Annotated in this window: 12 protein-coding genes; 6 read left to right on the top strand and 6 right to left on the bottom strand. The window is 63.5% G+C overall.

Features of this window, described 5'->3' with window-relative positions; all coding sequences use genetic code 11:
• Positions 1-358 precede the first annotated feature (358 nt).
• Positions 359-1,402, top strand: a complete 1,044-nt coding sequence (locus QM707_RS14650; RefSeq protein ID WP_415002617.1) for a LysR substrate-binding domain-containing protein — start codon at positions 359-361, stop codon at positions 1,400-1,402.
• 145 nt (positions 1,403-1,547) lie between these two features.
• Positions 1,548-2,237, top strand: a complete 690-nt coding sequence (locus tag QM707_RS14645; RefSeq protein ID WP_415002616.1) for a glutathione S-transferase family protein — start codon at positions 1,548-1,550, stop codon at positions 2,235-2,237.
• A gap of 64 nt (positions 2,238-2,301) precedes the next feature.
• Here QM707_RS14645 and QM707_RS14640 read toward each other — a convergent pair whose 3' ends face one another.
• A complete protein-coding gene (locus tag QM707_RS14640) occupies positions 2,302-2,925 on the bottom strand; it encodes a DUF6988 family protein (RefSeq protein WP_415002615.1) in 624 nt (207 codons plus the stop codon).
• Positions 2,926-3,102: 177 nt separating this feature from the next.
• On the opposite strand from QM707_RS14640, the gene hemP reads away from it, so the two are divergent.
• The 3 genes from hemP (at position 3,103) to cueR (ending at position 6,607) form a co-directional block, all read left to right on the top strand.
• Positions 3,103-3,306, top strand: coding sequence for a hemin uptake protein HemP (gene hemP / locus QM707_RS14635; protein ID WP_415002614.1), 204 nt, complete (start codon positions 3,103-3,105; stop codon positions 3,304-3,306).
• Between the two features lie 103 nt (positions 3,307-3,409).
• The gene (locus QM707_RS14630; protein WP_415002613.1) at positions 3,410-5,665 is read left to right on the top strand and encodes a TonB-dependent hemoglobin/transferrin/lactoferrin family receptor; all 2,256 of its coding nucleotides are present in this window, start codon (positions 3,410-3,412) and stop codon (positions 5,663-5,665) included.
• A gap of 513 nt (positions 5,666-6,178) precedes the next feature.
• Positions 6,179-6,607, top strand: coding sequence for a Cu(I)-responsive transcriptional regulator (cueR, locus tag QM707_RS14625; RefSeq protein WP_415002612.1), 429 nt, complete (start codon positions 6,179-6,181; stop codon positions 6,605-6,607).
• Between the two features lie 122 nt (positions 6,608-6,729).
• On the opposite strand, the gene QM707_RS14620 is transcribed toward cueR, so the two are convergent.
• The 3 genes from QM707_RS14620 to QM707_RS14610 form a co-directional block, all read right to left on the bottom strand.
• The gene (locus tag QM707_RS14620) at positions 6,730-7,203 is read right to left on the bottom strand and encodes a HEPN domain-containing protein (RefSeq protein WP_415002611.1); all 474 of its coding nucleotides are present in this window, start codon (positions 7,201-7,203) and stop codon (positions 6,730-6,732) included.
• Positions 7,203-8,294, bottom strand: a complete 1,092-nt coding sequence (locus QM707_RS14615; protein ID WP_415002610.1) for a DUF262 domain-containing protein — start codon at positions 8,292-8,294, stop codon at positions 7,203-7,205. The genes QM707_RS14620 and QM707_RS14615 overlap by 1 nt, the downstream gene beginning before the upstream one ends.
• Before the next feature lie 261 nt (positions 8,295-8,555).
• Entirely contained in the window at positions 8,556-8,984 is a 429-nt protein-coding gene (locus tag QM707_RS14610) for a hypothetical protein (RefSeq protein ID WP_415002609.1), read from the bottom strand.
• Positions 8,985-9,396: 412 nt separating this feature from the next.
• Between QM707_RS14610 and QM707_RS14605 the strand changes: the two genes are divergently transcribed.
• Complete coding sequence (locus QM707_RS14605; protein ID WP_415002608.1) at positions 9,397-10,827, top strand: hypothetical protein; 1,431 nt, start codon at positions 9,397-9,399, stop codon at positions 10,825-10,827.
• Positions 10,828-11,070: 243 nt separating this feature from the next.
• Here the strand turns inward: QM707_RS14605 and QM707_RS14600 are convergent, their stop codons facing one another.
• Both QM707_RS14600 and QM707_RS14595 read right to left on the bottom strand, forming a co-directional pair.
• Positions 11,071-12,456, bottom strand: coding sequence for a hypothetical protein (locus QM707_RS14600; protein ID WP_415002607.1), 1,386 nt, complete (start codon positions 12,454-12,456; stop codon positions 11,071-11,073).
• A gap of 60 nt (positions 12,457-12,516) precedes the next feature.
• Positions 12,517-13,971 carry a S41 family peptidase gene (locus tag QM707_RS14595; RefSeq protein ID WP_415002606.1) on the bottom strand — a complete coding sequence of 485 codons (1,455 nt, stop codon included), beginning with the start codon at positions 13,969-13,971 and terminating at the stop codon, positions 12,517-12,519.
• Positions 13,972-14,039 lie beyond the last annotated feature (68 nt).

The following is a 14,039-nucleotide window of genomic DNA, read 5'->3' as shown; positions in this document are numbered from 1 at the left end:
GGACATTACTTCCCACGAATGGGACGATCTGGCCCTCAGCGGCCTGGGACGGTGCGCCGGCGTGCGCGCTGCGCGGGCCGGGCTGGACGGCGACCAGGCGGGCCGGCTGGGCCGGCGAAACCTGCGTCGTTGCTGGGCGAGCGGCCTGATCGGGCACATCCGGCAAGGCCGAAAGCGCGCCAATCATCAGGGGCAGGAAGACCAGCGGTATGAGTCGAAGCGGGGACATGGAAGGCTCCCATCTGGAACAGGTGGCCAATCTAGTCGCGCGAAGGCCGCTTGATTAGCCGGCAATTCAGGGAATAATTGTCCCGTGATCGGGCCAATCGCTGACCCGACCCTATCCAGGGGATGCACAATGACCCGCGATCTCAACGACACCCTCGTCTTCGTGAAGGTGGTCGAAACCGGCAGTTTCATCAGTGCCGCAAAATCCCTGCGCCTGCCCAAGACCACCGTCAGCCGCAAGGTGCAGGAACTCGAAACGCGCCTCGGCGCGCAGCTGCTCCACCGCACCACGCGCAAGCTCGGGCTCACCGAAGCGGGCAACGTGTACTTTGAACACTGCCAACGCATCGCGCGCGAACTCGACGAAGCCGAAAGCGCCGTCGGCCAGTTGCAGAGCGGTCCGCGCGGCTGGTTGCGCGTCACCGCGCCCTACTCGCTCGGCACGACCTTCATCGCGCCGCTGCTCGGCGAGTTCCATGCGCGCCATCCGGAAGTGCGCGTCGAGATGGTGCTCGACAACGAGCCGCTGGACCTGATCGAAAAGGAAATCGACGTCGCGCTGCGCGTCGGCAACCTGCCCGATTCCAACCTCGTCGCGCGCAAGCTTTCCGTCTTCCACACGAACGTCTATGCCAGCCCTTCGTACATCGAACGCTACGGCGAGCCGCTGCATCCGGAAGACCTGCAACACCATCGCGCGCTCGGCATGCGCAAGGCCGGAACGGACCACAGCCATCACTGGACCTTGTCGGACGGCAAGCGCACGGAAGACTTCGCGGTCTCGCCGGTATTCATCGCCAACGATCCGACACCGCTGCGCGGCGCCCTGCTCTGCGGCGAAGGCCTGATGCTGACGGCCGATGTCCTGCTGCGCGCCTATGCCGAACAGGGACTGGTGCAGCGCGTGCTCGCCGGCTGGAAAGGCCCCTCGTACGATCTCAATGCCGTGTTCCCGCGCGGCATGGTGCAATCGCCGAAGGTGCGCGCCTTCGTCGACTTCCTCGTCGAGCGCCTGAACTTCGACACCGACTACATGCAGGTGCTCTGCGAAGACACCAAGCGTTGCCAGCATCTGACGCAGGCCGCAGCCGCAGCCGAAGCCGCCGCCGCCGGCATCGAACGCGTCGCCCAGCGCAAATCCTCGCGTCCGCGCGTGGCGAAGGAAGCGGCGTAAGCTCCTGACCCGGGGTCGTGATTCGTAGCCCGGGTTGAGGCCGCAGGCCGATACCCGGGAACACTCGCGAAAGATTCCCCGGGTATCGGCCTGCGGCCTCAACCCGGGCTACAGTGAGCGCACCGAATCCACAGGCGCGGTCGCGATGTCCCTGGTCCTGCATGCCCATCCGTTGTCTTCGTTCTGCCACAAGGTATTGATCGCGCTGTACGAAGCCGGCACGCCTTTCGAATTCCGGCTGTTCAATCCCGGCGATCCGGAATCGCGCGCTTCGCATCTTGCGATGTGGCCGCCCGGCCAAATGCCGGTGTTGCAGGACACGGCGCGCGGCAAGACCGTGCCGGAGACCACGATCATCATTGAATACCTCGATCGCTTTTATCCGGGCGAGCGCGCGATGCTGCCTTCCGATCCCGATGCACGGCTCGATGCGCGGCTCTGGGACCGTTTCAGCGATTTCCACGTGATGCTGCCTTTGCAACGCGCGGTAGCGTCGCGCATCGCCGGCGATGCCGTGCAGGAAGCCAAGGTATTCGCGGAAGTGCAGGCAAAACTCGCCGTGTCCTACGGCGTACTCGACCGGCATCTTGCGGATCGCCGCTGGCTGGCAGGCTCCGACTTCAGCCTCGCCGATTGCGCGGCGGAACCGGCGCTGTTCTATGCCGCGGCCATCGTCCCGTTCGAGCGCGACTATCCGGCGCTCGGCGCATACTTCGATCGCCTGCTGGAGCGCCCGTCGGTGCAACGCGTGTTGAAGGAAGCCGGTCCCTGGATCCGGTATTTCCCGCTGCTCGCAACACTTCCGCCGCGTTATCGCGCCGCGACGGGCGGATGATGGCCAGTGCGGTCCCGGGTATCGTGCCTTCGGCACTCAACCCGGGCTACACGATCAACCCGGGCTACGGCTTGACCAAACAGAACGCATAACGCTCGCCGATGGCGAGCACGTCTCGTTGGCGGCCGATTTCGCCGGCCAGCACGGCCGCCTGCATCGCCGTGACGACAGTGAGGCCGTTGATGTTTCGCACTACGCTTTCGAGCAGGCCGATCGGATATCCCTCGCGATGCCGTTTGATCGGATGGATGCCGGCATGCACGTACGAGTTCAGCAACGCCCAACCGCCTTTCTTGAAATCGTCGATCGGCTTGTAGGCGTTCGGCGGCGCCTTCTTCGCCAGCTCGTTCATCATGTCCATCGCCAGTGGAATGCCACGGGCGGCCTGCTCCGAATCTTCGTTCAGATCGGCGCCGAGCTTGGCCAGGTGATTGTCGTTCGCCGCATACAGCACCCACATCGAACGCAGCAGGGTCTCGAACTGCGTGCGATGCACGGCCAGGGCGGAGGGCAGGAAACCGCCGGCGGCGAGCAGGCGCGCGGCATGTCCATGCTCGAACGCGAGCGAGCACAGCACGTGGCTGATGCGGAAACGCTCGCTGTCGTCGTGGATCGGCAACGCGACGCATCGCTCCAGCTCCAGCGCGAACTCGCGCGACTGGGCGATCAGGTCCTGGAATGTGCTCACGCCCTTCCTTCGGGTTGCGCTTCGACATGCACGCATGATCCGGCGGCGGCTCGCCGGGGGTCAACGTCGCACCCGGGCGCCCGGCCGGTGCCGGAAACAGGAGACGAACCCCGCTCGAAAAACCCCTTGTTTTCGCCCCTGTTGACAGGCCAATGATAATCATTATCATTTGAAACCATGGCCGACCTGCCCACCCTGACGCTGAAACCCGCCGCCTCGCCGGCCGAGGCGCGTCGGTCCGTGAATGCGCAGAGCCCGAATCCGCAGAGCGTGTCGAGCGTGCAGCTGTTCCAGGGGCGCAAGGAACTGTGGATCCAGCACGGCGACCAGCGTTATCGCCTCTGCCACACACGCAACGACAAGCTGATCCTCGTCAAGTAACCCACTCCAACAACCGATCCGGCTGCCAGCGCGGGGATTCGCCACGAATCGCCCGACGCAAGCTCTGCCGGCCTTAGCACGCGCTATGCGCCGAAGAGCCCTCATGCATCCGTCACGCCTTGTTTCCGCCATCGCCCTCGCCCTGCTGTCGTTCCCGGCGCTCGCCGAAGACACCACGCCCGCCGAGAAGAAGGACGCGCCGACCATCGGCACCGTCACCGTCGTCGCCACGCGCAGCGAGCACGAAGCCGTCGATGTGCCGGCCACCGTCTCGGTGATCGATCGCGAACGTCTGGACCGCGAACAATCGCGCACCTTGAAAGACCTGTTCCGCTACGAAGCCGGCGTCTCGGTCAGCCAGGCCTATGGGCGCTTCGGCATCGGCGATGTGCGCATTCGCGGCCTCGGCGGCAACCGCGTGCAGTTGCAGGTGGACGGCGCCGATATTTCCGACAGCTTCTCGATCGGCAGCTTCTCCAGCGCCGGCCGCGATTTCATCGATCCCGACCTGATCGAACGCGTCGAACTGCTGCGCGGTTCGGCCAGCGCGCTCTACGGTTCCGATGCGCTCGGCGGCGTCGTCAGCTTCCGCACGCTCGACCCCGATGCGATCACCCGCCTCACCGGCCGCGACTGGGCCCTCCGCCTCGGCGCGCACAGCGTGCAGGACGACGGCAGCCTCGGCGCCAGCGCCCTGCTCGCGCAAACCGGCGCGGTCTGGCAGGGCATGCTGCAGTTCCACCAGAACAAGGGCAACGAAGTCGAGAACCAAGGCGACAACTTCGCCAACGACCGCTCGCGCACCGCCAACAATCCACAGGACATCACCCGCAGCGGCGTGCTGGCCAAGCTCGTGCGCGACAGCGGCAACGGCCATCGCCTGCGCCTCACCGTCGACGGCAGCCGCACCGCCAGCGACACCGACGTGCTCAGCAGCCGCGGTGCGCAGGTCGTGTTCGGCCAGACCGTCATGACGAACTCGCTGCTGGCCGACGACGAACAGCAGCGCGAGCGTGTTTCCCTCGGCATGGAAGGCCAGGACCTGAGCTGGGGCTGGGCGAACGCCTACCAGGTGCAGCTCTATCGCCAGAACAGCCGCACCGAACAGTACACGCGCGAACACCGCGCCACGGTCGTCGGCGGCGTGCAGGTCAATCCCGCGCTGCGCGAGCGCATCTTCACCTTCGACCAGTCCGTCACCGGCCTCGAACTGCAGCTGCGCAAGGAATTCACCGGCGGCGGCAGCGAGCACGCGCTGACGTACGGCCTGTCGTACAAGGACACCGACATCGAGCAGAAGCGCGACGGCCAGAGCACCAACCTGACCACCGGCGTCGTGACGAAAGCGATCAGCCCCGATACCTTTCCGGTGCGCGATTTCCCGATCAGCAAGACGCGGGAACTCGGCCTGTTCGTGCAGGACGAAATGCGCTTCTTCGACGGCCGCCTGCACATCTCGCCGGCCCTGCGCTGGGATCGCTACCGCCTCACGCCGACCGTGGACAACATTTTCGCCGGCGACAACCCGGGCATCTCGCCGGTCTCGCTGAGCAAGAGCCATCTTTCGCCGAAGCTCGCCGCCGCCTGGAAGATCAGCGAGAACTGGTCCATCTACGCCAGCGCGGCCGAAGGTTTCCGCGCGCCGCCGTACAACGACGCCAACCTCGGCTTCACCAACCTGCAACAGGGCTATACCGCCATTCCGAACCCGAACCTGCGCCCGGAAACGAGCCGCGGGTACGAGATCGGCACGAAGGCCAGCGGCGACTGGGGTTCGATCGCGTTCGCCGTGTACGACAACCGCTACTCCGATTTCATCGAGAGCCTGCGCTTCATCGGCATCGACCCGAACAGCGGCCTGATGGTCTTCCAGTCGCAGAACATCGCCAAGGTGCGCATCCGCGGCGCCGAACTCAGCGCGCATATCGACCTCGGCCATTGGGGTGCGGACGGCTGGAACGCACGCGCCGCGCTATCCACCGCCCGCGGCGACGATGAGACGGCGAAGGTGCCGCTCAACAGCATCGACCCGCCGAAGGCCGTGCTCGGCATCGGTTACCAGGGCGAGCGTTTCGGCGCCGAACTGATCGGCAGTTTTGCCAAGCACAAGACCCGCGTCGCGCCGCTCGACAGCCTCGGCACGAAAGCCTTCGCCCCGGCGGGTTATGGCGTGTTCGACCTGCTGACCTCGGTGAAGCTCGCCGACACCACGCGTTTCGAACTCGCCCTGCTGAACCTCGGGGACAAGAAGTACTGGGACTGGTCCGATGTGCCCGGCGTGGCCGCCACCAGCCCGCTGGTCGATCGTTACTCGCGTCCGGGCCGCGGCATTCGCCTGGCGCTGAACCACACCTTCTGATCGCAGGTAGCCATGTAGGAGCTCTGTAGGAGCGATGGCAATCGCGACCGCTCTTCGCTTCAGCCCATGTAGGAGCGGCGTAAGCCGCGACCGCTCTTCGCCTCAACCCCATGCAGGAGCGTTGTAGGAGCGACGCAAGTCGCGACCGCCTCTCGCTTCAGCCTATGTAGGAGCGACGCGAGTCGCGACCGCATCTCGCAAAGGCCCAACAAAGAGAAAGGGGCCTCTCGGCCCCTTCTCTCACTTCTTGCCGCCGCAACCGCAGCCACCGGTGTCGCCACATTGGCAGCAGTTGCACGGATTGCACTTACAATCCGTGCACTTGCAACAGCCGCAGGGCGTCTTCTTCTCGGTTTCGGTGTTCATGGTCATCTCCTGGGGGGGTCACGGCGGAATGCCGTTGATACAGGCTGGGCCTTGCCCCCGTGGGAAGGTCAACAACACCCCGGATATTTGACCTTCCCATGGCAGGAAGGTTTAGGCTGCAGGCTGGAGAACACCAGGAGCCAGCCCATGGCCCGCCCCGAACTCGCCGACGCCCGTCGCGACGGCTTCCACAATATCGGCGACGCCGCGTCCGAAACCGGCGTCAGCGCCAAGATGATCCGGCACTACGAAAGCATCGGCCTGATTCCGAAAGCCGGCCGCACCTTCGCCGGCTACCGCCTGTACGCCGACGCCGACCTGCACCGCCTGCGCTTCATCAAGCGCGCGCGCAGCCTCGGCTTTTCGATGAAGCAGATCGAAATCCTGCTAGCGCTATGGAAGGACAACCGCCGCGCCAACTGCGACGTCCGGAAACTGGCGGAAGCACATGCCGCCGAACTCGGCGAGAAGATCCTCGAGATGCAGGCCATGCAACGCACCCTGCTCGACCTGGCGAAACACTGCCGCGGCAATCAACGGCCGGAGTGTCCGATTCTGGATGATTTAGCGGGGTGACGTTTCCATTGCGGTAGACCACTCTTTGGAGGTCCGCTTCCTGGCAGAAGCAGACGTGACGCCAAGCCAGCTAGCATTAGTGTCAAGCAGCGCCGAGGCGCAGCGGCAGCCCAAACAACGCGCTAAACGCCGCATTGCCCTTCTATGTAGTCACCGACCTCCTCGATCTTGCCGAGGTAGAGTGAAACCTGCGCAATAGTTATGTTGCAGTTACGACCGTGAGCGATTAAGTGCCTATTGCTCATGACAGCGTTTATCGCGTCCTGACGAAAGTCTAGCTTCAAGAAGACATCTAGATCCTTCCCCCAACTTCTGTCAAAAGACGCCGCAATCTTGACCAATTTATCGCACTTTGGGTTTTGAACACCTTCAAGCTGCGCGCGAGCGAAGCTGGCCACGCGAGTAGAAGCTTGCTGACCCACCATGGCGCCATACACGTTCCTTACAATGTTTTCTACGATGCCAGCCTCGACAACGCATGCATACTTCGCCCAGTGCGACATCATCTCCATAGATTTGTTGGACGAATGATGCCCCGCTGACCTGATGACAGACTTTAGCGCCGAAATCTGGCGAATGACCTCAACAGTTTTCATCAGCCAACCTTTGCGAACGCGTCCTTGGCCAATGTCAGTCGAATGATGACGCTTGTCTCATCCGAAGTCGCTTTCGATGTTGCATTGACGTAATTGGCATCCTTAAGAAGCTGGTCATAGGCAAACTTCAATGCCCCGCGGTTCTTGATAGGACCAGCTGCAATTCGCTTCTCCAGCCCATAGAAGATCGAATCGAACACTGCCGCGTTCAAACTTCTCTTTGGCCGAAATGCCTGCTCGCCAAGCGCTGTCTTAGCCAGTTCGCACACCGCACGAAAACTGCCCTCCGCACCCGCTAGAAATGCCTTGCTTGGCTTCCGATTCGCACGACAAAACCGATTTATGAACTCCTCCATTGGCCGTTCATACTTATCAAAGTTATCGCGGAACGCGAGGAATCGAAGAATAAGTTCTTCGTCCTTCAGTCTTGCGCTCATGCCGCCGAAGATGGCTCTCCAATTCTTATCTTTGTTCAGCTCGCGAACAAGGTCGATTAGAGGGCCTCTGTATATAGCGGTGCGTATTTCTTGCGGCGTTACCTTGCGCCCACCTGAGTTTAGTCTCCCAAAAACGTAGTAGAGACTTGAATCCTCTTGCTCCACTGGTGTTTCTTGTTTGAGGATTGTTGCATGAATAACTGAATTATCCAGACGGAGCCTGTCGTCAGTTTCAAGGGTTTCGTAAGTCCTTCCGCTGAACTGCGGTTGCACTTTAGATAGCGAGAATACGGTCTTGCTCTTCTGGCTCTCATCAGGTCGAAAAAAGCCGTCATAGAAATAGAGCAGCGACATCAATCTTTGTTGGCCATCAATGATCATTAGTTTTTGTGAATCGTGTTCCCTAGCCAAGAAGACTCCAGGCACTGGCAACCCAAGAAGCAACGACTCGATGAACTGAGATGACTCAGCCTGACTCCACACAAACTTTCGCTGAAACTCTGCTACGTAGAGCTCCTTCTTGCGAAGCCTGCGGACCATGCCTTCGACGTCGAAGTCGATTCCAAAGCTTGTGATGGCGTACTTCTCGACTGGCACAGCTCCGTCTGATGAGGTGTCATCTACAACCTCGTCGTTGTCTTTTTCGTCGGTCATAAAGATCCTCTGACAAGTGGAATTTGCCGTACCGCCTGAGTTAAGCCGCGCCGACAGGCGCAGGCCTGAATGCCCTTGCCGGCGGAAATGTAACAAACGAGACAGCAAGCCGTCCTTGATTCTTGCACCTCTGCGTTCGCCATTCCGTTCGGTAGATTGAAAGTCATTGAGAGAAATGAGTTTGCTGTTTCACGGACCTTTGGCTATTCAGCGAAGTCTTTGGAGACTAGGCGCCAGGGTTGGGTCAGTTGCGGTCATTTCTCACCCCGCCACCACCTTCACCCACCGCCTGTTCACCCAACCGCTCTTGCACTTTCCGGAATAGACACGCGGCGATGCGACCGGCGAGCTGACGCCGCAATCCAGCGAGCCGTCAGGCGAATAGACGATGCCGTGCCATCCGCCTTCCTCCTTCCAGTCGCAGAGATGGAAGCGGCGGCCGGCGGTGAGTTTGTCGGCGATGGCGTAGTGGGTGCCGGGCCCGCGACGCACGGCGAGGAAGCCGTCGCCGCTGGGTTTCAGGCCTGAGACTTCGCCGACGCTGAGGCAGGCATCGAGATCGGGCTGTTCGTGCGTGCCGATGCGTACCGGCACCGAGGCCTCGCCGGCGGCCAGGGGCCAGGCGATCGCCAGTGGCGCCGCTAGCACGATAAGCCGCAGGTGCGGCGATACGTTCCGCTTCGGTCTCATGGCGATCCCCCATCGCGATGGTCCGGAAGCCAAACTTACGCCGATCGGGCGGAACGCAACAGAATCCATGTGAAATAGTTCACACCGAATGAGGTTTTCGGGCGTTTTTCAGTGGGGCCGTGCCCCCAGATACGGCCACGCGCACGAGGAACGGTCGCGACTCGCGTCGCTCCTACATGGTTGAGGCGAGACCGGCTGCGAGTGCCGTCGCTCCTACAGGATCACGGCGAGGTTGGGTCGCGATCTACCGGCCCTTCGGCCGTCAGAAGCGAACATCGCCCCTACGGGCCGAGGCAAGCGGCGCTCACCTCGCGAGTGAGAACCTGCACAGATTTCCTGCTGCTGCGCATGATGCATGCGCATCGCGATGCGTTCATGGTGAAAGCGTGTGCCTGGCTTTGGGGGAGCCATCATGCGCCATCGTCATCGCTCGCGCGTCGCGTTCGCGACGCTTTCGTTCTCGTCGCTGATCCTGCTCGCCGGTTGCACGACGACCGGCATCCGGTCGGTGTCGTCGCTCGGTTCGGACGCGGAGGGCGCCACGGCACGGCCGCTCGGCGTGTCCTATTACCTGCCGATGCGATACGCGAAAGTCACGTTCACGCGCGTCAAGGCGGACGACAAGGCCGACAAGGCCTTCACCGAAGCGACAGCCGCGCTGAAGGAAGCGGAAACGAAACTCGCCGGCGCGAAAGCCGCCGCGCTGGCGCAGGCCGAGTGGATGGCCGAGATGAAGAAGAGCGGCATCAAGGAAACCGATGCGCCCTATATCGCGGCACTGGCCGAGCTGGTGAAGCTGCGCCAGGCCGAGGTCGCAGCCGCCAAGGACGTCGCCACCGCGAAAGCCAAAGCCGACCAGGCCGAGGCCGCAGCGCTGCAGCTGGCCGATGCCAAGGCCATGTGCGGCTGGTCCGATGCGGTGCAGGTGCAGTTGCTGGACTTCGTGCCCGACACCTCGGCGCGTTACCTGCTGCAGCCGCAGTCCAGTGCGTTCCGCAGCGACACGTTCAAGATGACGACGACAACCTCGGGCCTGCTGCAGACGGCGAACATCGAACAGAAGGACGAGAGCGGCGAGGTGCTGATCAACCTGGCGCGGTCGATCGCGGCGTGGTCGGGTCCGTCGCCTCTCGCGAACAGCATGTTTTCCGAGATGCTGGATTCGCCGTTCAAGGGCCTGATGGCCGACGGCAACCGCTGCAAGCAACTGGCCTGGGAGCCGCGCAAGCTCGAATTCGTCATCGACCCGGCCAATGCCGGCGAGTGGGCGCGCGTCGGCGCCAGCATCAGCCAGTCGGCGCGCGTGCGCGGCATCGGCGTGGCGGCGGACGAGGCTTTCGACTACGAACTGAGCCTGGCCACGCGCTCGGCCGCTATGGTGAGCAGCGAACAGGGCCTGGCGACGCGCCGCACGGGCGACGGCATCTACTACCGGCGCGAGCGCCCGCTGGTGGTCAATATCGAACTGAAGGACGCGAAGGGCCTGAAGCAGAGCATCGGCAATGTGCTGCTGATGGTGCCGAACGAGGCGCCGGTGGATGCGCTGGACATGGAAGCCACGGCCTTCGTCACCAACAAGTCGAACTACGGTTTCAGCAACGGCATGCTGGTCTCGGTGGACAACGCACGGCCCAGCCCGGCCGTGGCCATCGTCTCGGTGCCGTGGAAGATCAGCGAGGCGACGCTGACGCAGATCCGCGACCTGCTGACGCTGCGCGTGGACATCACGCAGAAGAAAAAGACGGTGGCGACGGAAGAAGCGGCGCTTCTTCAGCAGATGAAGGCGATTGTCGAAGCGCAGGAAGCGCTGGACGAGGCGAAGAAGAAGGCGGCGGAGGAATAGGGTGTGTTGTGCGGTTGGCTGTAGGGTGGGCTTCAGCCCACCATTACGAAAACAGTCGCGCCCAGAGGGCGCTCCTACGTGCTGGGCTTTGCAGCCCAGCCTACGGCGTGTCGCGAGAGCCGGTCGCGCGGCGAGGGCGTCGGTGGGCCAGGGCCCGCTCTACGCGCGCGTGGCGGGAAAGTCGGTGGGCCAGGGCCCACCCTACGTATGTTTGGCGAAGAAGTCGGTGGGCCAGGGCCCACCCTAAGGAAGCAATACCACGCGTACGGTTTCACCGCTGGTCGTCGCCGTGGCCTTCTTGAACTGCAATGCCAAGCCTTGCGCGGTGATGATGGCGCCGCCGTTTACCTGCTGCACGGTCGGCGGCGGCAGGCCGGTGATCTGAAGACTCTTGAGGCCGTTGAACAGCGGATGCGCGCCAAGCCCTTCGCTGAGCGACGCGGCGCCGATGACCTCGACCTGGCCGCCGTCGTTGCCGAGTTTGACGAAACGCGTATGCAGCACGCGCTTGCCGTCGATACGCACAACATTCAGCGGATCGAAACCCTGCGGCCATAGCGGTGCACCGTTCGCCGCTTCGACGATCAGCCGCCAGCCGGGCTTGGCTTCCAACTGCTCGAGCGCACGCTGGCGTTCCTTCTGCAGTTCCTGGATATCGCGCGCGGCGATCTGTTCTTCTTCCGCCTGCAGGGCCGGCTCGAAGGCGCAGACGCGGCCGGCGCCGACGGCCTGGGTCAAGGCGCCGTCCAATGTCTGCTTGTCGTTGCTTTCGAACGCGCTACGCCAGGTCGGCGAGAAGCGGTCGAGCAACAGGGCGAGCGCCGAGCCCACCGTGTAGGCGCGCTGCCTGACCTGCGCCGGTGCGTATTCCGCCGGCGGCCAGTCGATCGCGAACTGGCCCTGCGCCTGCATCTGCACATAGGCGGCGAGGCCTTCGTTGAGTTCGGTGCCGCGTTCGTAGGCGGCGAAAGGCGCGTCCATCACCGCGTAACGGCGATTACGCAGGTTCAGGGCGAGTCGCACCCAGCAGGCGGACACTTCGCGCTCGTCCGTCGCCAGCGCTTGTTCGAAACCGCGCGTTTCCAGGCGACGCAAGGACAACAGATTCGCATCGTCGATGGGATAGACGAACAGGTCGGCCTCGTTGCCGCTCCAGCCCGGATGACGCGCGCGCTGGAAGACATGGAAGGCTTCGTGCACGGCGATCGCCGCCCATTCGTCGGGGCTGCGCTCCTTGGCCGAATCGGCGATGAGCGTGCCGGTATTGACGCCGCCGATGTCCATGCTGGTGTTCGCGACGAGGCCGTCGAGTCGTCCGGGTTTGACGAACACACCCTGCTGGCTGGACAGCGAAACGAAATCGGCCGGTGGCGAAGGGTGCCGGAACAGCCAGGTGTTCTCACCGTCGTAGATGGCGAGCGGAATCTTCAGCGGTTCGAAACCGGGCCAGAGATTCGCGCTGGTCGGCGCGGTAATCAGGCGTTGCACCGCCTGTTCGATCTGCACGGGGCGCGGCGGCATCGCGGGTTTCGCGGCGGGCGAAGGCTTCACGGCAGGCGCGGGCGCGGGTGTGACCTGCGCCCAGGCCGCGGTGCTGACCAGCAACATCACGATCAAGACGTGTCGCATGCGCCTTCTCCCCTGCGATGTCGGAAGGAGTGTGGCGCAAGCGCGAAAGTTCCGGAAGCGTCAGGGCGCCGTCCGACCCAGATCGGTCAGGATGGCCTGCATCTCGACATCGCGGCCTGCCGCGATGTCGGCGGATGTCGCGACGACGCGGATATCGGGTTCGATGCCGGCGTCGGGTTCGTCCTGCAACGGGAACTGTCCGATCAGCGGCAAGTCGAGTTCGATGCCGGAGTTCGGCAGGCGGAGGAAGTAGAACGCGCCGCCATTGATGCCGCGGCGGTTGCCGCCGGTGGTCTGGCCGACCAGCGTCGCGACGCCTGTGTATTTCACCGCGCGGGCGAACTCGAAGGTCGCCGAACTGTTCACCGCGCCGATCAGAACATAGGTCTTGCCGGCAAAGCGCGGAGCGAGCGGCGCGATCGTGTAGCCCGGTTTGTCGTCGGCGTCGCGCATCAGGCGATGGAAGCCATCGCCGAGCGGCGTTGCCGCCTCGCTCCAATCGTCGAAGCGGCGATCCCAGGTGTCGAGATAGGGCTTCAAGTTGGCGGGTATCCTGCGATAGCGCGTGCGGCGTTCGTAACCCGGCATCGTTACCGGCGTCGCGCTCAGGTGCGCGAGCAGGACGTCGCCGACATCGACGCCGCCTTCGTTCGGGCGAAGGTCGATCACCAGCGCTTTTGCCTTGCGTGCCTGCAGTTGCTCGAAGCTGGCGCGCAGGAAGCCCTTCCAGTCGAAATCGCTGTCGTACAGGGCCCAGTTCGGCGTCTGCAGCACGGCGATGCCATCGTCGCGGAAATCCAGGCGCCAGCCGGCGGCGGGATCGGATTCGCCCGCATCGGCGCGTTCACGTCGCTGCGCGCGGGTCAGGCCCTCCACCGTCAGCTCGCGCGGCGCCGATTCGCCCGACGCACGCAGGCGAAGCCTCATGCGATGGCCGATCTGCGGATACAGCAGCGGCAGGTAGATGTCGAAGGCTTCGTATTCATCCACACCCTGCACTTCGAGCTGGCTGATGCGTTTGCCGTCGTTGCCTCCGTCGGCGCGGGCGATCGTCATCAGGTGCTGGAGGATTTCGCCGCTGGCGATGCCGTCGATGGCGAGGATCTCGGTGCCGGGCCGCAATGCCGGCTCGCTCGACTGGTTGCGCGTCACGATCATGCGGCCATCCAGCCAGCGGAACAGGAAGGGCAGGCGGCGGTCGTGCTCGAACAGGGCCTGTCGAACGGTCTTCGATTGATTGTAGAAGTTGGGATAGGTGTGGCCGCAACGGACCTTGGCGGCGAACAGCGAGTAGGCAAGATAGCTGCCGGCCAGATCGGGGCGAGCGGCCAGCGCCCGGCGCAATTCGGCGAAGTTCGCCTGCATCTGCTCGGGCGTGTTGTAGCGATACAGGCCGGGATGCAACTGGGTGTAGGCCTGTTCGAGCACATCGACATCGGCGCGCCAGGCATCGCCCGGCACAGCGTGCGCCTGCCAGGGCAGGACGAGGAACAGGATCAGCAGGAGTCGATGCATGGCGGGCTTCCACGAAGAGGAAGCGCAGCCTGACCTTGTTACGGTCGCGGTGCGTCGCGAAACCGCAT

Origin of the sequence: Arenimonas sp. (genome assembly GCF_047602345.1) — a bacterium.
GTDB lineage: Bacteria > Pseudomonadota > Gammaproteobacteria > Xanthomonadales > Xanthomonadaceae > Arenimonas.
The sequence above is the reverse complement of the archived record's forward strand: the minus strand, read 5'-3'. Positions and strand labels throughout refer to the sequence as shown.